Genomic DNA, 20,079 nt, shown 5'->3' with positions numbered 1-20,079 from the left:
CTACTCCGGTTAAAAGGATACGGACAGATAACTCAGCGAGCCGACTTCATAGCTGCGGTGGATGACTTGAGGCGTGCGAGCCGGGTCGCCACTGCCCATCGCGATATAGAGCGGGATGAAGTGCTCAGGCCGAGGGACAGCCATGCGCGCATGAGGAGCTTCGGCGGCGTAGTTGAACAACGCTGTCAGGTTCTGAGCGCTCATGTTCTGCACGAGCCAATCGTCAAAAGCGACCGCCCAAGCATCCGGCTCCTTGGCATCCCAGTTGAGCGCGCGCAGATTGTGCACGGTGGCGCCGCTTCCGATAATCAGGATATCTTCCTGATCGAGGCCGCGCAGCGCTTCCCCAATGCGATACTGCTCGGCAGGTGGCAGGTAAGGGTTCACGGACACTTGGATCACGGGGCAGACAGGTGTAGGGAACATGCGCAGCAGAGGCACCCAAGAGCCGTGATCAAGTCCGCGATCGGCGTCCAAGTTCACTTGGATGCCTTTGGCTTGGAAGCGTTCGGCAAGCTGAGCGGCTAGCGCTTTGCTGCCTTTTGCCGGGTACTTGATTTGGAATAGCTCCTTCGGAAAGCCGCCGAAATCATAGATGGTATCATAGACATCGTCGGTGGAGGAGATGGTAAGGACCTCCGTTTCCCAGTGAGCCGTAAAAATCACAATGGCTTTGGGTGAAACCTTTTTACCATAATCCAAAAGAAATTCGGTGCACGCCGAATCTTGAATAGCCATCATGGGGGACCCATGCCCAACAAATATAGGTGAAATCATCGTCATCGCTCCTTATAGTTACATTTAATAACTTAGTTACTTTATGTAACTTATATTACGCGTTAGTATCTATCTGGTCAAGTAAGTTATTTACTTTTTGTAAGTTGTATGAAGAGAGGGGGGCTAATCTTAGGGATAGTATGGCCTTCTTTGCTGAGAACCTTTCAGCGTTCGTCTAAGTTGTGCGTACTCTACCGTTACTCCGTTCCCTGCCACCAAACAGCGCAGATTAACTTGTAGCTTTTCCATCTACTTTAACTGTACCTTCTACATGGGGCGTCAAGCTGGAATTGGGCATAGGAGTAGATAGATTACTTGGAGTTAACGCCGGTTCTTCCTGCTACATTCCTCTCTTTAGATCCACTTTTGCTCAATTAACTCCGGTTTCTACTACTAATATCAGCATTTGTAGCAGTTTTCGTCTATTTCCAGCAATTTAGCTTTAGCCTCTACCGTTACTCCGTTCCCTGCCACCAAACAGAGCAGATTAACGGTAGCTTTTCCATCTACTTTAACTGTACCTTCTACATGGGGCCTCAAGCTGGAACTGGGCACAGGAGTAGATAGATTACTTGGAGTTAATGCCAATTCCTCCTGCTACTTTCTGCAATAGATCCACGTTTGCCTTCATTGCACAAACTGCAATGTATAGAGGTAATCTAGCCAAGTTAGGACTTCTATATTGCACAAAGTGCAATCATTTCATCCAAAACAGGCTGAAATGGGGGATTTTCGCCTTATACAATGCACAAAGTGCATTGTAGAGGAGTGATCAGGTCAAATTCCACCCTCTACATTGCACAAACTGCAATGTAGGGAGGTAATCTAGGCAAGTTAGGGCCTCTACGTTGCACAAAGTACAATCATTTCATCCCAAACGGGTTGAAATGGGGGATTTCGCCTTCTACAATGCACAAAGTGCATTGTAGAGGAGTGATCGGGTCAAATTCCACCCTCTACATTGCACAAACTGCAATGTAGAGAGGTAATCTAGGCAAGTTAGGGCCCCTACATTGCATAATGTGCAATCGTTTCATCCCAAACAGGCTGAAATGGGGGATTTTCGCCTTGTACATTGCACAAAATGCATTGTAGAGGACCGTTCGGGTCAAATTTCACCCTCTTCATTGCACATTGTGCAACTTAGCGATAGAGAAACTCAATCCTTATTCGCCACGCGCGAATCCTTGGCGCAACTCGCCGCCGAAACGCAAAAAAACCTGGCCACAGCAGGCCAGGTTTCCCTCTAATCGGTCGGGTCCACCAATTCCAACGCGGCAAAGGGGTTGCCGCCATCCTCGTCGTCGGACTCGACGAATCTTTTGAGCGCGTTTAATTTGTTTTCCCAATAACGCTCATAATAGGAAAGCCAGCGCTTGAGCTCCATCAGCGGCTCCGCTTCCAGCCTGTAGCGGGTTTCGCGGCCGACTTTCCGCTCTTTCACCAGCCCCGCATCGGCCAGGATGCGCAAATGCTTGGACACCGCCGTGCGGCTGATCGGAAAATGACCGGAAATCACGGTCACAGGGAGCTCCTGCTCGCGAAGCAGCTGCAGCACCTGCCGGCGCGTCGGATCGGCTATCGCTTGAAACACATCATGTTTCTGCGAGGGGGAGGGGGCTGACATCTTAAGCCTCGATGTAAGCCGTAAGTTTCTTCGCGATACCAGCCCAGCCGTTCGCCATCATCTCGCGTACAACGGAATGTGGTTGGTTGAATTCCGTAACCTTGTCCGCATCCCAACCGGAGTGGATGAGCGTGAATTCGGTTTTGCCATCTACATCTTTCAATTCAAATGTAAGCGACCAGTCCTTGCCCCATGCGAAGGAGAGGCGGTTAGGCGGCGTAACGTCCGTCACTTTGCAAGGGGAGTTGCCGAAAGGTCCGGCTTCCAAGTGAAATTCATACCCGGCTTCCGGTTTGAAATTGTTCGGCATGAACCAAGCCGCAATGCCCTCGGAAGTCGCAACGGCATCCCATACTTTTTGAATCGGTGCGTTAAAAACAACAGTTTGTACAATGTCCGGAAGTGTGTTTGTTTGATTGCTCATTTTAAAATTCCTCCAATAAATGATGTGTTGTTATTTTGGACTTGTTGCTGATTTTGCACTTCACTTGAATCATGTGCTGCTAACCTTTGCTCTTCACCTTATCCAAATGACGGAAGCGAAGAGCGGACCACGTCTCGTCCACAGCCACATTGCTAACCGCGCGATACTCCGAGATGCTCGAAACCAGGGCAAACAGGCTGTCACGGTTAATATTCGTCTTGATCTTCGAGCTTTGCTTCGGATAGGTGATCCAGAACAAGGCATCGTCCTCCAGATACTGGATTGCTTTAGGTACCCATTCTTCAACTTCAGCAGCATTCTTAACAAAAAGCTGGACGAAATCGTAAGTCCCATTCGGCTCCCCAGGCTCTTCAATACCAAGCGTATAGCCTTCAGGCGCATGGAGTACGAGAGCTCGTCCTTGTTTATAGTGCAGCTTTTTTAGTAAAACTTCTTGCATCGCCTGCGCCTGCCTTTCCTTTCCATGCCTAGCTTACTTGTAGGTTGTCCTAAAATACATTCTCTCATGAAATACGAAACCAAATGGTTACATGTTGGATTATACGAAACCTTTTGGTTTCACGTCAAGAGGAAAAAAGCAGCTACCCTCTAAGAGAGCAGCCGCTGTTATTTACCAAGCGTAAGCTTCCGGAGCCGCTTTACCGGGACCAGGGAAAATTTCATCCAACTTTTTCAAAGTCTCTTCACTTAATGAAACTTCAGGTACACGTAAGGAGTCCTGAAGCTGCTCGATGGTTCTTGGTCCGATAATCGGTGAAGTAACAGCCGAATGCGATAGAACCCAAGCCAAAGCAATAACATCTTCTTTTTCGCCGATTTCTTTGCAGAGTGCTGAGAATTGCTCCAATTGGCTGCGATGCTTCTCAACCCGTTCGGCGGAACGCGTGCTGCGGGCACCTGTACCTGCCAAAGCGTTACGGCCAAGCAAGCCACCGGCAAGCGGACTCCACGGAATGACGCCAAGACCCAGCTTCTCAGCAGCAGGAAGCACTTCCAGCTCCGGCAATCTGGCAAGCAGATTGTACAGATGCTGCTCGGAGACTAAGCCTAAGAAGTGACGGGCTTTCGCTTCGGCTTGGGCACAGGCAATGTGCCAGCCTGCAAAGTTACTGGAGCCAATATAGTCGACAGTGCCTTGGTTCACCGCGGATTCGAACACACCCCACAGCTCATCCCAACTCACGTTGCGATCGATATGATGCATTTGGTAAAGCTCAATGTGGTCGGTTTGCAGTCTTTTGAGAGAAGCTTCCAGATGACGTCTGATTTTGTAAGCTGACAATCCACGCTCTGAGTTAGGTCCATCATGCGGATCATTCATATCGCCATAGGCTTTTGTCGCCAGAATAACTTTCTCTCTGCGCCCTCCGCCTTGTTTGAACCAGCGGCCGATAATTTCTTCCGTCCAGCCCCTTCTTTCAACGCCTCCGTACACATTAGCTGTATCGAAAAAATTGATACCCGCATCCAGCGCGGCATCCATAATTTTAAAAGCTTCTTTTTCCTCAGTTTCCGGTCCAAAATTCATGGTTCCCAGACATAATTGACTGACCTTTAAGCCGGATTTCCCTAAATACGAATATTTCATGATTCATCCTCCCACATTCCTCTTGATATTAGTAAGTACTAATTGCTGAAGACTTGTACGTCGTGATGATAGTTTCTATTTTATAGAAGTTTCTACATCAGTGAAAGTAGTGAAATTGTTTACAGTTGGTGCGTGGAAAGTAACCTTCTATAGATGAAGTTACTAACTAACCTAATAAATTGGAATTGTATACCAAATACATTTTTATTCTTTCGCTCTCCGTAAAAATCTGTTAAAATGACATTGAAATCGCTTACACTATTTGTTGGCAATGACTGTAAAACTTAAATAATTGGGGTGATAACGAGATACTTCACGTGATTAATGAAATGTTTTAGGCTGAAAATTGTAATTCTTAGTTATGCATTGCAGTACCGGAAGTAACATGTGTCATGTTTAATAACATACTATCCGCGAAATTCATTATTTTTAGACCAATTTTGAGTATTTTTTTGTATACAATGCACCAAATATCTATTCACACAGAAGAAAATGCGGTATAATTTTCTTCGAAGGTCAAAAAATGATGAATACGGGGGATGCGGATGATTACTTCATCACATGTTGTGTATGCTTTGGTGACATTAAGTGTTATCGTCGTCATGTTGTTAAAACGAGGAGTCGTCATTCCCACCTTAATCGGTACCTTCTTAATCGGATGGATTTATAAGGGGGATGTGATCAGCGGGTTCAAAGCAGTCTACAACGCTAATCTGACTGCAGCCAAAGAATTATTTACGATTTTCTTAATTATTACGTTTATGGTCGCTTTGCTGGCTTCTTTGCGGGATATCGGCGCTGACAAGCGCATGATCACGCCTATTCAGAAGCTAATGGTCAATGGTCACATTGCCTACATTGTTCTAGCTGTTGTTACATATGTAATATCACTTTTTTTCTGGCCGACGCCGGCCGTTCCGTTGATCGGAGCGCTGCTGATTCCAGCAGCCATTCGCGCAGGTTTACCAGCAATGGGAGCCGGCATGGCGATTGCGATTGCCGGACAAGGCATGGCATTATCCTCTGACTATGTCATGCAAGTAGCGCCGATGCTTAGCGCAAAGGGCGCAGGCATCGATACGGCTTCCGTAGCGGACAAAGCGATGATCTTGTCCCTCATCACGGGGGGCGTAGCGCTTACCGGAGCTTATCTCATGAACAGAAAAGCGATCCGCAAGCCGGAAAGCACGTCTGCCGAAGCCTCAAATCAAGTACAAGCTATTCGTGTTGTACAGGCGGCTTCCGAGTTTCCTGAAGCGGCTGCAACCGTAGAAACGCTTAGTCCGGCTGTCATTCGATGGTCCAAAGTGTTCGCCGTGCTTGTTCCGCTTTCCATGCTTGCCGTTATGGTGGTAATGATTCTAAGCAAGCTGGGACACAAAGGCATGAGCGGATTTGAAGGAGGAGACGGCGCCGCGTTTATCGGCGGTGTGGCGGTTATCCTGCTCATTTTATCCTGTACATTATTCTCCAAAGTTCAAGCTTTGGATAAGATCAGCGATCATCTGACAGAAGGCTTCGTTTTTGCATTCAAAGCCATGGGGCCGGTCATTCCGATCGCAGGATTCTTTTTCCTGGGGAATGCAGATTTCTCCAAAAGCATTCTCTCCTTAGGCGAAGGCGATAAAGCGCCGGCTATTCTCTACGATTTGGTGATGTCTGTACAGCATTTGATCCCGTCGAGCGGCATCCTGACTTCGTTTGGATTGTTGGTCATGGGGATTATCGCGGGATTAGAAGGTTCGGGTTTCTCCGGTCTTCCTCTCACAGGCTCGTTGTCCGGTGCTCTGGCGCCGGCAGTAGGCATGGATCCTTCCACGTTGGCGGCTATCGGCCAAATGGGGTCGGTATGGTCGGGCGGAGGGACGCTTATTGCGTGGTCATCTCTCGTAGCGGTTGCCGGATTCGCCGGTGTCTCGGCGATTGATTTGGCACGGAAGAACTTCTTGCCGGTTATAATCGGCTTAAGTGTTTCTACGATTTTAGCTGTTTTAATATGGTAGGTTAAAAAAAAGCGCCAAGCCATTTACGTCGCAGACGATAGATGGTTAGGCGCTTCATTCCCTAATTGAGGAGCAGGTATTAGCTGTGGGATGATGTCTTGACAGGATTTCACCAAAAGACGCGAGATCACCGCTGACATTTCATCAATATACGTAAGACTTGTGTGCTCCATGACTTTATGGTTGAGCAAGCTGTGGTTGTTAATAATCCCTTTCAGATGAATATGTCCGATAGGGGGAAGCTCTTTATTTAAGCTGACACCGGGCTGAAGCGGTTCTTCCACTAGTTGGAGCGTTCCGATTTTGTAGAACTGGCCAAGAGCGGCATCAACAGCAATCGTGTAAGCTTGACGATGTGTTTTGGTTATGTAAGCGATCGTCTTCTGTAAATTGAGTGCATGCACGGGTTTCTCGAGCGTTCCATAAAGATGAACATGACGGTTGCCTTCGAACCGCTCGGATAACCGGCTCCCGACCATCGGGCCCAGGGAATCCCACGTGTAACGGTTGGTGCCGACGCATATAATGACAATTTCCGTGTAGGCCGGTTTTGATAAATAATGATTCGTTAATGCTTCAGACAAATAGGCAACAGATTTCTTATCAAGGTAATGAATATGGCGCATCATGGGGTAAAATCACCTCTCTTCCGTAAGTAATATACGCCGAGCAGCTGTACAGTATGAGTAGACATCCTGAACGGATAGAAAATCATAAATTATACTATATCCTAATATAATCTTGGTATACAATATACACAAGTAAAAAAGGAGAGTGAAAGCGATGTCGAATGCTTACATTTTAACACAAATGACATGGCCAGAGGTAGAAGCAGCCCTCAAAACGGTCAAAATTGCCATTATTCCACTAGGCGCACATGAACAGCACGGTCCCCATATGGTTGAAAGCTGCGATGCTGTATTAGCTGAAGAGATGGGAAAAAGGCTGACGGCAAGATTATACCCGGAGGCACTGCTAACGCCTACCATTAATATGGGCGTCTCGCCGCATCATCTTCATTTTCCAGGCACAATTTCCTTGGAACCTGCAACCGTTATTGCCATTTTACGCGATATGATCAAATCATTAAAAAGCCAAGGGATTGAGAAATTCCTGGTCATCAATTCGCATGGCGGCAACCAGGCGACGCTCGGCGTGGCAGCGGATACACTGACAGCGGAGCTGGGAGTGTCCCTCTTTTATGCCAAAACGACGGCTTCTGCGAAAGACGTGATGGACAGGCGGCTTACATCCAAGCTGTATGGTCACAGCTGCGATCGCGAGGTGTCCGAAGCGATGTATTTGGCGCCTCATCTCGTTCGGGAGGACAAACTGGAGAAAGGCGACATTCAAGAGGGACGGTGGAGGAAGCTTCGTCCGGGCAGTCCCCTTCAAGGCTTCTATTACTATGAAGAAATGACGCGCAACGGCTGCATCGGCGATGCCACGAAGGCCAGCCGGGACATCGGAGAGGAGATTGTTGAGACGGCCCTTGAGCGGTTGACTCAAGCCGTTAGAGACATGATATAAACTTATGAAGCAAGCACTGTTTATTGCAGCGATCGCAGCCTATCTTGTCTCTGAAATCTATCCCAGCGAGTGGCTGACTTGGCTCCAGTCCGGGCTTAGTCTTGTCATTATTATCGTTGCTTTCCGCTCGATCAAACCGTTCGTACAGCTATTAGGATCAGCTTTCTTAAGCACGGGCGCCATCCTTCTTGCGGTGAATGGAGCCTCATGGACGGATTACATTCTTGGCTTCGGCAGTATGCTGAACGTATTAAGCTTGTTTGTGCTGATTCCGATGATTGCTCTGCCGATCGAGCTCGGCCACTACGCGGTAAGAGTGCAGGCCATTTTATATAGCAAAGTGCAGCACTCGGGTATGCTGTATTGCATTACTTCATTATTATCCTATATTTTGAGTTCGTTTATGAACCTTGCCACACTGCCGATGATGTACCACAGTATTCAGCCTTCCCTGCAATATTATCCGATCCAGCAAAAAGACAGATTTATTAGCCGGGCGATTACACATGGCTACAGCATGCCAATTCTATGGACACCCGTAGCTCCGATTGTCGGGATTATTGTGGAAATGACAGGGGTAAGCTGGAGTGCGATTTTACCTATTGTCATCCCGTTCAGCTTATTAGGTCTGGCTTTGGATTGGCTGATGGGGACGTGGGTCGCTAACCGCCGACTGAAAAAAATCAGTCTGACTACGCTTGAGGAAATTTCCGCTGCCAGGGAAGGTGCGGTTGTTCATCAACCAAATGAGTCTAACGAGGTCAAAGGGAGCCATCCTTGGCAAATTCTTATCGCGATCGTTGTACTTAATGTTCTTGTTTTTGTATTAGAGCGATTTACGCATATGGGATTCCTGCTCTTGGTTTCGATCATCGTTATTCCCTTCGCTTACGTGTGGTCCTTGATGCTGGGGAAGGGCATGGCGTTTATTACAAGCAGCCAAACCTTGCTATCGTCTCATGTGCTGAAAATGAAGGACCAATTCTTCGTTTTCTTAAGCGCCGGTTTTATGATATCAGCTATTAAATCTACAGGCAGCAACCATGCGATCAACGAAGGGATCATGGCAATTCAACATGTCATCGGGTCTGATCTCTTTTTGCTCATGATCCCGCTAATTCCGTTAGCGCTTGCATTTATCGGGCTGCATCCTGCAGTTGGATTGGCTCTGGCAGCGGAGTCGTTGAATCCGCACGCGCTTGGTATTTCCGTGCAGCTGATGGCGATTGCCATGCTTACGGGTGCGGCCACGGCGTTCTTAATGGGGCCTTACAACGCTACCGCCGGGATGATGTCGAACTTGATAGGGAAAAGCTCGTATAAGGTATCAAACTGGAATGCGCCGTTCACCATTGCGTATTTAATGATGTCGATGATCTTGCTTTTAATCTTAAAAAAAGTGGGTTGACAGTTCAGCCCAATCTAAGTAATAATAAGTCCATGAAATCATTTTGGTATACCATATACCAAATACCAGAGCAATCAACAAGTTGATCTACTACGACACTTTACATTTTGAGAGGAGAGTTTTATATGACAACAGCAGCAACTGAATCCCGTTTGATGAACAAAGAGGAATTCCGCTATGCACTTGAGCAAGCCATTGAAGGCAATGCCGTTTCAAAAGCTCCTTTTACAACAATGTGGGCCAATGGTGAATTGAAGAAAGAGCATTTTGCCAGATGGGTAGAACAGCATTACGCGTATGTAGGTCCATTCGCAGAGTACTTGGCTTACATCTATGCCAACTGTCCGCATGAGGATGCAAGAGACTTCATTCTGCAAAACATGTGGGAAGAGGAGCTCGGCGGCGATCGTCATACCGATTTGTTAATTCGTTTTGGTGAAGCTTGCGGAACGACGCGCGAACGCGTGGAATCCATGCAGCATCTGCTTCCTGAAACTATCGGCTTGCAGTCCTGGTGTTACCGGATGGCTTTCAAAGAAAATTTCTTGTTCGCAACAGCAGCGTTAGTTGTAGGACTTGAATCTCAAGTACCGGCCATTTACCGCAGACAAACGCCAACGCTTCGCAATCACTACGGTTTTACAGATGAAGAAGTGGAATTCTTCGATTTACATATCGTATCCGATGAGATCCACGGCGAGCGTGGGTATCAAATCGTACTTGAATACGCTAGAACACCTGAAGATCAACAACGCTGTATCAAAATTGTAGAAGAAGCTACGAAAATGCGCAGAATGTACATCGCAGCGATCTCCCGCGAATTTTGCCTGGAATAGTCCTTATCTCTTATAAATGTTCATAGAAAATAGAAGTTAAACCGTTCCCGGGAAGTTGTATTCTCGGGAATTGGTCTAACTGGCATACAGACCCTGCTTTTGAGCCGAAATTGGTCGTTAAAGAGAAAGGGGATTGACATGGCAGCAACAGAAACAGCCGTACAGACTTTCAAAAACCTGATTAACGGGGAATGGGTAGAAGCCGCAAGCGGTGAAACCTTCACGACCATGAACCCGGCTAATGTGAAAGATACCGTAGGAAGATTTCAAGCCTCGACCGAAGAGGATGTCATCCAGGCTATGGAGGCAGCTGAGCAGGCCTTCAAAACTTGGCGTCACGTTCCCCCTACCAAGCGAGCGGAAATCTTGTACAAAGCAGCGGACTTGCTGGAAGCAGGTTTAGAGCAATATGCGGAAGAACTGACTCGCGAGGAAGGAAAAACGGTGGCCAGCTCCCGGATGGAAGTGAAACGTTCCGCCCAAACGCTCAGGTATTACGCTTCTGAAGGATTAAACGTTTCCGGCGAAACGCTTCCCTCGGATGATGCAACGACTTTCGTATACACACGCAAAGAACCGTTAGGTGTTATTTCCGTCATTACGCCTTGGAATTTCCCGATTTCCATTCCGGTGCGCAAGATCGCTCCCGCGTTAGTTACGGGCAACACCGTGGTCTTCAAACCGGCTTCGAACACGCCGTTGATTGCTTATCGGTTAGTGGAGGCGCTTCATCAGGCGGGACTTCCCGCCGGCGTGATCAACTTCGTGACAGGCTCCGCTTCCAAAACAGGCGTGCCGCTAGTCACCCATTCCGCCGTCAAAGCGGTTACGTTCACGGGTTCCACGGGTGCAGGAGAGAAGATTAATCGTCAGGTGCGATTATCCACTCGCGTGCAGCTGGAGCTAGGCGGTAAGAATCCGCTGATCGTGATGGATGATGCGAATATCGATCATGCGGTGGAGCTCGCCGTGAAGGGCGGTTTCGAATTAACGGGTCAAGCTTGCACAGGCACGAGCCGGGTTATCATCATGGACGCGGTGCACGATGAATTTGTTGAGAAGCTTGTAGAGAAAACCAAGCAGCTCAAGGTCGGCAACGGGTTAAGCAAAGGCGTTGAAGTTGGTCCGCTGGCGAATGAAAGCCAACTTCGCAATGTGCTCGATTACGTCGCCATCGGAAAAGCGGAAGGCGCCGAGCTGGTTGTAGGCGGCGAGCAGCTAACCGACGGCGATTACGCGAATGGTTACTACGTAACGCCGGCCGTATTCGTAGGCGTTGCACCTGATATGCGCATCGCACAGGAAGAGATTTTTGGACCGGTCATCTCCGTGATCCGTGTCAGCAGCTTCCAAGAAGCGATGGACATCGCCAATGATGTGGAGTTCGGACTATCCGCAGCGATTTGCACGTCCGAGTCCGGCCGGATTCAACATTTTATCCAGAACATCGAGACTGGCATGGTGAAAATTAACCGTCCGACGACAGGGAATGCCTACAACGCGCCATTTGGCGGCGTGAAAATGTCCAGTACAGCAACGTACCGCGAATCCGGTCGTGCGGCACTTGATTTTTACACGCAAATCAAAACGGTCTACCACGGCATCTAAACGCTAGATTCATAATGGAGGATCTGACATGAAATCGGTCTTAAAGCTGGAGCTGGAAGAAGCAAAAGTGATGATAGAGGCAGCGAAAAAAGCGGCGGAAGAAGTGAAAGCTTTGGAATCCATCTGTATCGTGGATGACGGCGGCTACATCATTGCCCTGGAGCGCATGAACGGCGGGCGGATTACCGGCCCTGAGATCGCAACGTCCAAAGCTTTTACGGCAAGCGGCCACAAGCGTTCCACGCATCTGTTCAACCAACCGGGAGGACCTGCGACAACAACCGGAGAAGCGTTCGGCATTCACGTGATGATGCCGGGCAAGTTTGCGATCTTCGTTGGCGGCTTCCCGATTGTCGTGAATGGCGAAGTCATTGGAGGCGTCGGCATTAGCGGAGGGAACGGGGAGCAGGATACAGCGGTCGGCACCGCGGCGTTAAAGGCTTTGCAGCAGCATTTGGGCAGCGAATATGAAGTAATGACCCAAGCGGATATTAAAAAATAATCGCGGTTCGTTCCTTGTGAAACTAGCTGCACATGGAGAGGGAAGAGGGAAGATGGTGTATTGGAATCTGTTCCTCGGTTTTTTTCGAATTGGTCTCCTGGGGTACGGCGGTGGGCCAACCATGATTCCTTTGGTTCATGCGGAAGCTGTACAGAAGTACCAGTGGATGACGGACGATGAATTTACAGATGTACTTGCGATGGGAAATGCATTGCCCGGGCCGATCGCTACGAAAATGGCAGGGTATATCGGTTATAAGGTAAAAGGCTACTTAGGCGCATTTATTGCGATTGCCGCTATGGTCATTCCCGTGCTTGTAGGTATGATTTTACTTCTTGGCCTCATCTATAAGTTAAAGGACTCCGGCATTGTAGGCGGCATGACGCATGGCATTCAGCCCGTGATCGGTGTGATGATGGCGGTTATGGCTTATGACTTTTTCAAAAAAGCTTGGCAAAGTTGGGTGAAGAGCAAAACGCTGGCGTGGACACTCATCTCGATTATTGCGCTGGTTCTGCTTAACTTGAATCCGGGCTTACTGATTGGCATCGCGCTTGCTTATGCGTTCACGGAGTCAACTTACCTGGCTAACAAAAAGAAGCGCAACCAGCAGCAACGCGATGCAGACAGGGGTTTTTCAGCATGAAGCTCTTAGAAATATTTTGGGCCTTTTTTGTTCCAAACATATTAGGTTACGGCGGCGGGCCGCCGATTATCCCGCTGCTTCAAGCCGAGGTAGTTGACCATTATGGATGGATGAACGTGGAAGAGTTCGGCAACGTGCTCGCGCTCGGCAATGCACTCCCCAGTCCGATCGCCACCAAACTTGCCGGATATATCGGGTATCAGGTAGGCGGCATCCTTGGTGCGGTTGTTGCGCTAATCGCCACCATTCTTCCTACAGCGCTTGCAATGGTCCTATTGTTCAAGTTCATCAACTTCTTCAAAGGAGCCCCGCAAGTCATGGCGATGACGCTGATCGTGCGTCCCATAGTCGCTGTTCTTCTCGGTACGTTGGCGCTGCAGTTTTTCAACAGTGCGTATCAATCGGCGGGTATTTGGCAGACGGCATTTCTGGCAGCGGCCAGCTTTATGGCTTTGGAAAAATGGAAAGTACATCCTGCAGCTGTCGTAGGATTGGGTTTAGTGTATGGGGCTTTTGTGCTGGGCTGATTCGGCGGTAGACCTCCGTATTTTAAAAAGTTGATTGGTTATGGTGTATCGATTACACTGTAAGAAAACGCATTCGCGGAGGTATACCATATGCCGGACAATCCAGTTGTTTGGAAAGATGAGGAATTAAGCCCGATTCGGGATAAAGTGTTTCAATATATTAAACAAGCTATTGTTCAAGGTGTGTACAAATCCGGTGACCGGATTATCGAGAGAGAGCTTGCCGATCAATTAAATGTTAGCCGCACGCCCATCCGGGAAGCCTTATTCCGGCTCGAATCACAGGGTTTCGTCAAGACGCTTCCCCGTAAAGGCGTGGTGGTCTCCAAACTATCACCGGAAGAAATCATTGAAATTTTCACGATTCTCTCTTCGTTGGAGAGTTTAGCGGTTAAGCTCGCTGTGAAGAAGCTGGAACAGCAGCAACGGGACGAACTGAACCAAATCGTGGTCGAGATTGACACGGCGTTAGCGAAACCGACGTTCGAGCAGTCGGACTGGAAATATCATTTTGAAGCGAATGAAATTATATTCCGGGCTGCCAAGAGTCCGAGACTAACGCAAATGTTGGATGGCTTATCCGATTACATTCGCGCCTTCGTTCATGTAGGCTATGAGCTCCCTGGACGCCAACGCAAAGCGATGGAGGAGCATAGGGATATTGTCAAAGCCGTGCTGAACGGTGAAGCGGAGTTTGCAGAAAATTTAACGAAAATTCACGTTGAAAACTCGAAGAAAGCTTACATGGAAGCTTTGGAAAGAGAATAATTGCCGTATTTGCCTACGCTCATGCTGCTGTATGGAGGTTGTGAAATGCCGAATGTGACATTGCACCAAAATGGCCAAGTTTATCAGCAAGAGGTTACTGAGAACAGTAACTTGGTGGTTTTAGCGGGGGTGAAGAAATTCCCGCATCTGAAGTATGGCTGTGGTATGGGGAAATGCACGAAATGTATGGTGAAAGTTGTTACCGGTGGCGATAAGCTTCAAGAACCTAATTGGAAAGAAAATAAGATGCTGGGCGATAAAATTAATGAAGGCTTCCGCTTAGCATGCCAGTTATATATTTCGGAAGATATTGAGCTTTGTCAGGAATAGGACAGTGAGGCAGCAGTAAATATGGGGGATGACTTATTGTGCAAACCTATGGACAAGTTGAAGCCAAACTCGAGGAACTGAACATTCTGCTGGACTCTCCGCCTAAACCAAGTGGCAATTATCTGCCCTACACCATGGTGCCGCCTTTGATTTATTTGAGTGGCGTAACTCCGAAGGTGGGTGGAGTGCTGCAATATAAAGGCAAGGTAGGACACGAGCTTTCGAAAGAAGAAGGATATCAGGCAGCCAGGCAATGTGTGATTAATCAATTAAGCACATTAAAGGCTGTATTGGGAGACCTGAACCGGGTTACCAGCATTATTAAAATGGAAGGCTTCATCCATGCGGAAGCTGGGTTTCAGGACTTGCCTTTTGTATTGAATGGCGCCTCTGATTTGCTGGTTGAAGTATTTGGGGATAAGGGCTTACATGCCCGTTCCGCTATAGGCGTTGCTGCGTTGCCCGGAGGGGCGGCAGTAGAGGTAGAACTAATTGTGGCTTATAAATAAAAAAATTGAGCGGAGGGCTTCATATGAGCGAATATATTCTAGTATCCACAACGGACCGTTATCGTACCGTAACAAATAATCCGAATTTAGAGTTAGTGGCCGCATACGAGTATTACTTCTTCGGCAAGAAAAAAACACTTTTTGAAGTATGCAAAATCGTTGGTGACGATGCGAGAATCATCATTCAAGGGGTTTCCGAGAAATTCGCAGATAACAGCATTCCGCTCAAAGTATTTCCAAAGTTCGATTCCACCGCTCAGATTGAGAAAGAGATCTATGAATTGGACATCGACAAGGATAGTAAAATTGTTAAAACGGCATAGGGGAAAGGCGCAGGCTCTTGGAGCTTGCGCTTTTTTTGTGGGCAGGGAGTGGCGGATGTGCGGTTTGAGCTGTAACGGACTCAGATGACGTTATTCTGCCTATTTGGGCTGAATTTGAGGAGCTAACGGACTGGAGCGCCGTTATTTATTGAATTTGCTGCTATTTGAGGGAGTTCACTGGCCAATAGCGGCTCTGGGGTCCGTTAGAAATTATTTATGGCCGGAAAATGGAGAATAAGGTCATTTCAGTCCGTTAGCCGTGTGACCTCACCAAAAGTAGCTTGAAAGTTAAGTGGCCTAAATCCCACCAAAAGTGACTGGTTAGTTAAAGTATCATGAATCCCACCAATAGAAACTAACTAGTTAAAGTACCATCAACCCACCAACAGTAGCTAGATAGTTAAGTAGCATGAACTTCACCAAAAGTGTCTAACTAGCTAAAGTACCAGTAATCGCTCAAAAGTAGCTAGTTAGTTAAAGTAGCGTGATCCCACCAATAGAAGTTAACTAGTTAAAGTACCATTAACCCACCAACAGCAGCTCCACCCGCTTTCCCAAGTAGCAACTATTTGTAACGGACTCAGATGCCGCTATTCCGCCTATTCGGCAGGATTTGAGGAGCTAACGGACTGGAGAACCGTTATTTATTGAATTTGCTGCTATTTGAGGTAGTTTTCTGGCCGATAGCGTCTCTGGAGTCCGTTAGATATTAATTCTGCCCAAAAAACAGCGAATAAGGTCATCTCAGTCCGTTAGCCCACCCACCAACCCAGCCCACCAAACAAACACACAAAAAAGCAGCCCCCAAGGACTGCTGCCATCATTCCTTCTATTGAGCTGCGTTAATTCTTCGCTGAGCGATTTTGCCGAGGCGGTTGAGATCTTCTTCGCCCCAAGAGATGGTCACATCACCGGTGACGAAGGTTTGGCAGGCAAGACGGAAGCCTTGATCCAGCTTTTCCTGGCCGAGTCGGTCGACTTCCTTTTTCATAATTTTGCTGAGGTGTTCATGTCCGTCCACGATTTGTACACGGCAAGTTCCGCAAAGGCCACCGCCGCATTTGTAAGGTACAGACCCTTCATAACGGATCGATGTTCTTAAGAGATTGGCGTCTTGTTCGACTTCTATCGTTTTTCCAGATGTTTGATAAGTCACTGATGGCACTTGGCATCCCTCCATGTCTTAGTAGAGTTAGTATATCACAACTAATTGGTTTATGGTATACCAAATACAATATTTTTGATATGATAGAGGAACAAGGCGATATCATTTGAAACCACAATAGGAGGATCCCTTACTTATGTTAAACGTTGGCATTATCGGATATGGAACCATCGGCCAGGATGTGGCTCAAGCTATTTTGCAGGGGAACGCCGGGCAGGTTCAACTAAAAGCGATACTCGTTCGTGACGAAACGAAGTATCCGGATACGAGTTCTCATGGGTACATCATGACAGCCAATGAGGAAGTTTTTTTCCGTCAGGGGCTGGACGTTGTGGTGGAAAGCGCCGGACACGAGGCGGTAAAGCATTATGGTGAAAAAGCCTTAGACAATAGAGCGGACCTCATCTTGGTCAGCGTTGGTGCGTTAGCGGATGATCAACTGCATCTTAAAATTCTGGAGAAAGCACGGCAAACAGGCAAAAAAGTAATGGTTCCTTCAGCCGCAATTGGAGGTTTAGATCGCATCGCAGCAGGAAGTGTAGGCCCGATGGACGAAGTTACATTAGTGACAAGAAAACCTCCTAAGGCTTGGATTGGCACAGTTATCGAGCAGCAGGTGAATTTGGCTGAACTAACGGAGCCATTTTGCGCATTCGACGGGGTGGCTCGTGATTCCGCCAGGTTGTTTCCGGAGAGTGTCAATGTTTCGGCTGCACTAAGCTTAGCCGGCGTAGGATTTGACCGGACTAAAGTAAAAGTGTACGTAGATCCTCACATCAGCCACAATACGCATGAAATTGAAGCGAAAGGAAAATTCGGTCAAATCCATTTGCAAATCAGAAATACACCATCCGCCGGCAATCCCAAAACCGGGTATATTGTGGCAATGAGTGTCATCAAAACACTGCGAGATTTAACATCACCTTTTGTCATCGGCATATAAAAAATATAGAAACGGGGATCTGAATATGGCCTATAACAGTATCATTTTGCGTCTGGAATTAAGTCTCAGCCAAGTGAGCTTTGGTGATGTGGCTTCAGCCATTAGTAAAGCAGGGGGAGATATTACTTCCATCGATATTATTCGCCCGGGGCAAGAAGTAACGGTTCGCGATGTCACGGTTCAAGTGGCTGATACGGCAGAGACCGCCGTTGTCGATGCGATTAAATCGCTGGATGGCATCCGTCTTGTCAATGTATCGGACCGCACGTTTCTTGCGCATCTTGGGGGCAAAATATCTGTGCAGCCAACCCTTCCAATCAAAAACCGGGATGATTTGTCCATCGTGTATACACCGGGTGTGGCCCGCGTGTGCACAGCCATTCATGAAGATCCTCAGAAAGCGTACTCTCTAACGATTAAAAGGAATACCGTAGCTGTCGTAACGGATGGTACCGCTGTACTTGGCTTAGGCGACATTGGCCCTCACGCAGCAGCGCCCGTTATGGAAGGTAAAGCGATGCTTTTTAAACAATTAGCAGGAGTTGACGCTTTCCCGATCTGTTTGGACACGCAGGATACGGAAGAGATCATTCGTACGATTAAAGCGATTAGTCCGATTTTTGGCGGCATTAATTTGGAGGATATTAGCTCCCCGCGTTGTTTTGAAATTGAGACCAGGCTTAATGAAGAGCTGGACATCCCTATCTTCCACGACGACCAGCATGGTACGGCTATTGTTGTCATCGCCGGGCTTTTGAATGCGCTCAAAGTTGTTGGCAAGCGAATGGATCAGGTTCGCGTTGTTGTTAATGGCATAGGTGCAGCAGGCGTCTCAATCTGTAAAATGCTGCTCGCCGCCGGCGTGAAGCGGCTCGTTCCTGTTGATCGGGAAGGGGCCATCATTCGCGGAGGCGAATATGCGCACCACCCGATGTGGGCATGGCTGGCCGAGCAGCCGCAGGTCGAAGCTAATCCTGGCGGCCTGCGCGATATCATTAGCGGAGCTGACGTATTCATCGGCGTGTCGAGAGGCGGATTGCTGAACGGAAGCGATGTGCAAAAGATGGCTCCAAACAGCATCGTCTTCGCCATGGCCAATCCGGTGCCGGAGATCGATCCGAAAGAAGCGCTCCCTCATGTGCGTGTATTTGCTACGGGTCGCAGCGATTATCCGAACCAAATCAATAATGTGCTTGTGTTTCCGGGGATTTTCCGAGGGGCGCTGGACTGCCGTGCGCGCGAGATCAACGAACCGATGAAACTTGCGGCAGCACGTGCCATTGCTTCTGTCGTTTCCGAAAATGAGTTGAATGACCAATACATCATTCCGAGTATTTTTAACGAGCAAGTCGTCACCAAAGTCAGGAATGCGGTAGTTGAAGCAGCGATTTTGACCGGTGTTTCACGCCGTATTCCGCCTGACTTCAGATAGCACCCCGCCCGGGGTGCTTTTTTCTTTATCAACAAACTTAGATAAGGTATAGTAAAAGACATCAATCCCGCAACCTAATCACAAAGGAGACACTATGATACGTTTTGCAGTAATAGGAACAAATTGGATCACAGAAGAGTTCATTCACGCAGCCCGCGAGACGGGAGAATTCGCGTTAACAGCCGTGTACTCGCGCACGGAGGAGAAGGCGGCGGAATTCGCCAATAAATTCGAGGTGGCTCACCGCTTTACGGACTTGAATGCTTTTGCTCAAAGCGATACATTCGACGCTGTTTATATCGCCAGCCCGAACTCGCTTCACGCTGAATACGCCGTGCACTGCATGAATCATGGGAAGCATGTTCTTTGCGAGAAGCCGGCAGCATCCAATTCGGCGGAGTTGTCCGCCATGATTGAGGCAGCGCGCAGCAACAAGGTTGTGTTCATGGAGGCGCTCAAGTCCACGTTGATGCCGAATTTCAAAGCCATTCAAGAAAATCTGCACAAGCTTGGACCTATCCGCCGTTATTTTGCGGGCTACTGCCAATATTCCTCGCGTTATGATGCCTACAAGCAGGGCACGGTGCTGAATGCATTCAATCCCATTTTCTCCAATGGCTCCTTGATGGACCTCGGTGTGTACTGCATTTATCCGTTGGCTGTGCTGTTCGGAACCCCCAATCGCGTGCAGGCAAGCGGCATGCTGCTGGAATCCGGTGTCGATGGGGAAGGCAGCCTTCTGCTGAGCTACAAAGACATGGATGCGGTAATTATGCATTCCAAAATCGCAAGCTCCTACTTGCCAGCAGAAATCCAAGGCGAGCACGCAACGATGGTGATTGATAAAATCAACCAGCCAGAAAAAGTTGAAATCCGTTACCGTGACGGATCGGTAGAGAATCTTACGCGCGAGCAAAGCGCTAGAACAATGCGGTACGAGGCGGAAGAATTTATCCGCCTCATCCAAAACGGTGCGTCGGAGTCCGAGACGAACTCTCATGCCAATTCCAGCATCGCGATGGCTATCATGGACGAAGCTAGAAAACAAATGGGACTTGTATTCCCGGCAGACCGTAAATAAATGCAAATAAAAAACCGAGCGATAATCAGGA

The 20,079-nt window shown here is 48.1% G+C and carries 22 protein-coding genes; 15 read left to right on the top strand and 7 right to left on the bottom strand.

Annotated elements, in window-relative coordinates; genetic code table 11:
- Positions 1-9 precede the first annotated feature (9 nt).
- The 5 genes from PCH02S_RS25405 to PCH02S_RS25385 form a co-directional block, all read right to left on the bottom strand.
- On the bottom strand, positions 10-777 hold the full coding sequence (locus tag PCH02S_RS25405) for a DODA-type extradiol aromatic ring-opening family dioxygenase (protein WP_127456910.1): 768 nt from the start codon (positions 775-777) through the stop codon (positions 10-12).
- A 1,246-nt stretch (positions 778-2,023) separates the two neighbouring features.
- Positions 2,024-2,404, bottom strand: coding sequence for an ArsR/SmtB family transcription factor (locus tag PCH02S_RS25400; protein WP_127456909.1), 381 nt, complete (start codon positions 2,402-2,404; stop codon positions 2,024-2,026).
- 1 nt (position 2,405) lies between these two features.
- The gene (locus PCH02S_RS25395) at positions 2,406-2,828 is read right to left on the bottom strand and encodes an SRPBCC family protein (RefSeq protein ID WP_127456908.1); all 423 of its coding nucleotides are present in this window, start codon (positions 2,826-2,828) and stop codon (positions 2,406-2,408) included.
- 79 nt (positions 2,829-2,907) lie between these two features.
- Complete coding sequence (locus PCH02S_RS25390) at positions 2,908-3,288, bottom strand: hypothetical protein (protein ID WP_127456907.1); 381 nt, start codon at positions 3,286-3,288, stop codon at positions 2,908-2,910.
- Positions 3,289-3,459: 171 nt separating this feature from the next.
- Complete coding sequence (locus tag PCH02S_RS25385) at positions 3,460-4,437, bottom strand: aldo/keto reductase (RefSeq protein WP_127456906.1); 978 nt, start codon at positions 4,435-4,437, stop codon at positions 3,460-3,462.
- 539 nt (positions 4,438-4,976) lie between these two features.
- Between PCH02S_RS25385 and PCH02S_RS25380 the strand changes: the two genes are divergently transcribed.
- A complete protein-coding gene (locus PCH02S_RS25380) occupies positions 4,977-6,440 on the top strand; it encodes a hypothetical protein (RefSeq protein WP_127456905.1) in 1,464 nt (487 codons plus the stop codon).
- A gap of 23 nt (positions 6,441-6,463) precedes the next feature.
- Here the strand turns inward: PCH02S_RS25380 and yyaC are convergent, their stop codons facing one another.
- Positions 6,464-7,069 carry a spore protease YyaC gene (yyaC, locus tag PCH02S_RS25375; protein ID WP_127456904.1) on the bottom strand — a complete coding sequence of 202 codons (606 nt, stop codon included), beginning with the start codon at positions 7,067-7,069 and terminating at the stop codon, positions 6,464-6,466.
- A gap of 154 nt (positions 7,070-7,223) precedes the next feature.
- Between yyaC and PCH02S_RS25370 the strand changes: the two genes are divergently transcribed.
- The 11 genes from PCH02S_RS25370 to PCH02S_RS25320 all read left to right on the top strand — a co-directional run bounded on the left by PCH02S_RS25370 (position 7,224) and on the right by PCH02S_RS25320 (position 15,427).
- The gene (locus PCH02S_RS25370; RefSeq protein WP_127456903.1) at positions 7,224-7,970 is read left to right on the top strand and encodes a creatininase family protein; all 747 of its coding nucleotides are present in this window, start codon (positions 7,224-7,226) and stop codon (positions 7,968-7,970) included.
- A gap of 4 nt (positions 7,971-7,974) precedes the next feature.
- Entirely contained in the window at positions 7,975-9,378 is a 1,404-nt protein-coding gene (locus PCH02S_RS25365; RefSeq protein WP_127456902.1) for a hypothetical protein, read from the top strand.
- 125 nt (positions 9,379-9,503) lie between these two features.
- Positions 9,504-10,214, top strand: coding sequence for a TenA family transcriptional regulator (locus tag PCH02S_RS25360; protein ID WP_127456901.1), 711 nt, complete (start codon positions 9,504-9,506; stop codon positions 10,212-10,214).
- Between the two features lie 138 nt (positions 10,215-10,352).
- On the top strand, positions 10,353-11,822 hold the full coding sequence (locus PCH02S_RS25355; protein WP_127456900.1) for an aldehyde dehydrogenase family protein: 1,470 nt from the start codon (positions 10,353-10,355) through the stop codon (positions 11,820-11,822).
- Positions 11,823-11,850: 28 nt separating this feature from the next.
- Positions 11,851-12,324 carry a GlcG/HbpS family heme-binding protein gene (locus PCH02S_RS25350; RefSeq protein ID WP_127456899.1) on the top strand — a complete coding sequence of 158 codons (474 nt, stop codon included), beginning with the start codon at positions 11,851-11,853 and terminating at the stop codon, positions 12,322-12,324.
- 52 nt (positions 12,325-12,376) lie between these two features.
- On the top strand, positions 12,377-12,970 hold the full coding sequence (locus tag PCH02S_RS25345; RefSeq protein ID WP_127456898.1) for a chromate transporter: 594 nt from the start codon (positions 12,377-12,379) through the stop codon (positions 12,968-12,970).
- The gene (locus tag PCH02S_RS25340) at positions 12,967-13,497 is read left to right on the top strand and encodes a chromate transporter (RefSeq protein WP_127456897.1); all 531 of its coding nucleotides are present in this window, start codon (positions 12,967-12,969) and stop codon (positions 13,495-13,497) included. Before PCH02S_RS25345 ends, PCH02S_RS25340 begins: the two co-directional genes overlap by 4 nt.
- Positions 13,498-13,587: 90 nt before the next feature.
- Entirely contained in the window at positions 13,588-14,265 is a 678-nt protein-coding gene (locus PCH02S_RS25335; RefSeq protein WP_127456896.1) for a GntR family transcriptional regulator, read from the top strand.
- Between the two features lie 45 nt (positions 14,266-14,310).
- Positions 14,311-14,595: a 2Fe-2S iron-sulfur cluster-binding protein gene (locus PCH02S_RS25330; protein ID WP_127456895.1), complete on the top strand. Its 285-nt coding sequence runs from the start codon at positions 14,311-14,313 to the stop codon at positions 14,593-14,595.
- A 38-nt stretch (positions 14,596-14,633) separates the two neighbouring features.
- Complete coding sequence (locus PCH02S_RS25325; RefSeq protein ID WP_127456894.1) at positions 14,634-15,104, top strand: RidA family protein; 471 nt, start codon at positions 14,634-14,636, stop codon at positions 15,102-15,104.
- Between the two features lie 23 nt (positions 15,105-15,127).
- Positions 15,128-15,427, top strand: coding sequence for a hypothetical protein (locus PCH02S_RS25320; RefSeq protein WP_127456893.1), 300 nt, complete (start codon positions 15,128-15,130; stop codon positions 15,425-15,427).
- A gap of 829 nt (positions 15,428-16,256) precedes the next feature.
- Here PCH02S_RS25320 and PCH02S_RS25315 read toward each other — a convergent pair.
- Positions 16,257-16,592, bottom strand: a complete 336-nt coding sequence (locus PCH02S_RS25315; protein ID WP_127456892.1) for a 2Fe-2S iron-sulfur cluster-binding protein — start codon at positions 16,590-16,592, stop codon at positions 16,257-16,259.
- Between the two features lie 136 nt (positions 16,593-16,728).
- Here PCH02S_RS25315 and nadX point away from each other — a divergent pair, with 136 nt between their 5' ends.
- The 3 genes from nadX (at position 16,729) to PCH02S_RS25300 (ending at position 20,048) form a co-directional block, all read left to right on the top strand.
- The gene (gene nadX / locus PCH02S_RS25310; RefSeq protein ID WP_127456891.1) at positions 16,729-17,535 is read left to right on the top strand and encodes an aspartate dehydrogenase; all 807 of its coding nucleotides are present in this window, start codon (positions 16,729-16,731) and stop codon (positions 17,533-17,535) included.
- 25 nt (positions 17,536-17,560) lie between these two features.
- Positions 17,561-18,967 carry an NAD-dependent malic enzyme gene (locus PCH02S_RS25305; protein ID WP_127456890.1) on the top strand — a complete coding sequence of 469 codons (1,407 nt, stop codon included), beginning with the start codon at positions 17,561-17,563 and terminating at the stop codon, positions 18,965-18,967.
- Between the two features lie 94 nt (positions 18,968-19,061).
- Positions 19,062-20,048, top strand: a complete 987-nt coding sequence (locus PCH02S_RS25300; protein ID WP_127456889.1) for a Gfo/Idh/MocA family protein — start codon at positions 19,062-19,064, stop codon at positions 20,046-20,048.
- Positions 20,049-20,079: the final 31 nt, after the last annotated feature.

The sequence above is a fragment of the Paenibacillus chondroitinus NBRC 15376 genome (assembly GCF_004000765.1).
Classification (GTDB): domain Bacteria; phylum Bacillota; class Bacilli; order Paenibacillales; family NBRC-103111; genus Paenibacillus_E; species Paenibacillus_E chondroitinus.
This window is presented reverse-complemented; position numbering and strand designations above follow the sequence as displayed.

Coding starts and splice junctions, on each gene's coding strand:
- PCH02S_RS25405 (WP_127456910.1), bottom strand. CDS start 777: ATGATTTCACCTATATTTGTTGGGCATGGGTCCCCCATGATGGCTATT.
- PCH02S_RS25400 (WP_127456909.1), bottom strand. CDS start 2,404: ATGTCAGCCCCCTCCCCCTCGCAGAAACATGATGTGTTTCAAGCGATA.
- PCH02S_RS25395 (WP_127456908.1), bottom strand. CDS start 2,828: ATGAGCAATCAAACAAACACACTTCCGGACATTGTACAAACTGTTGTT.
- PCH02S_RS25390 (WP_127456907.1), bottom strand. CDS start 3,288: ATGCAAGAAGTTTTACTAAAAAAGCTGCACTATAAACAAGGACGAGCT.
- PCH02S_RS25385 (WP_127456906.1), bottom strand. CDS start 4,437: ATGAAATATTCGTATTTAGGGAAATCCGGCTTAAAGGTCAGTCAATTA.
- PCH02S_RS25380 (WP_127456905.1), top strand. CDS start 4,977: ATGCGGATGATTACTTCATCACATGTTGTGTATGCTTTGGTGACATTA.
- yyaC (WP_127456904.1), bottom strand. CDS start 7,069: ATGATGCGCCATATTCATTACCTTGATAAGAAATCTGTTGCCTATTTG.
- PCH02S_RS25370 (WP_127456903.1), top strand. CDS start 7,224: ATGTCGAATGCTTACATTTTAACACAAATGACATGGCCAGAGGTAGAA.
- PCH02S_RS25365 (WP_127456902.1), top strand. CDS start 7,975: ATGAAGCAAGCACTGTTTATTGCAGCGATCGCAGCCTATCTTGTCTCT.
- PCH02S_RS25360 (WP_127456901.1), top strand. CDS start 9,504: ATGACAACAGCAGCAACTGAATCCCGTTTGATGAACAAAGAGGAATTC.
- PCH02S_RS25355 (WP_127456900.1), top strand. CDS start 10,353: ATGGCAGCAACAGAAACAGCCGTACAGACTTTCAAAAACCTGATTAAC.
- PCH02S_RS25350 (WP_127456899.1), top strand. CDS start 11,851: ATGAAATCGGTCTTAAAGCTGGAGCTGGAAGAAGCAAAAGTGATGATA.
- PCH02S_RS25345 (WP_127456898.1), top strand. CDS start 12,377: ATGGTGTATTGGAATCTGTTCCTCGGTTTTTTTCGAATTGGTCTCCTG.
- PCH02S_RS25340 (WP_127456897.1), top strand. CDS start 12,967: ATGAAGCTCTTAGAAATATTTTGGGCCTTTTTTGTTCCAAACATATTA.
- PCH02S_RS25335 (WP_127456896.1), top strand. CDS start 13,588: ATGCCGGACAATCCAGTTGTTTGGAAAGATGAGGAATTAAGCCCGATT.
- PCH02S_RS25330 (WP_127456895.1), top strand. CDS start 14,311: ATGCCGAATGTGACATTGCACCAAAATGGCCAAGTTTATCAGCAAGAG.
- PCH02S_RS25320 (WP_127456893.1), top strand. CDS start 15,128: ATGAGCGAATATATTCTAGTATCCACAACGGACCGTTATCGTACCGTA.
- nadX (WP_127456891.1), top strand. CDS start 16,729: ATGTTAAACGTTGGCATTATCGGATATGGAACCATCGGCCAGGATGTG.
- PCH02S_RS25305 (WP_127456890.1), top strand. CDS start 17,561: ATGGCCTATAACAGTATCATTTTGCGTCTGGAATTAAGTCTCAGCCAA.
- PCH02S_RS25300 (WP_127456889.1), top strand. CDS start 19,062: ATGATACGTTTTGCAGTAATAGGAACAAATTGGATCACAGAAGAGTTC.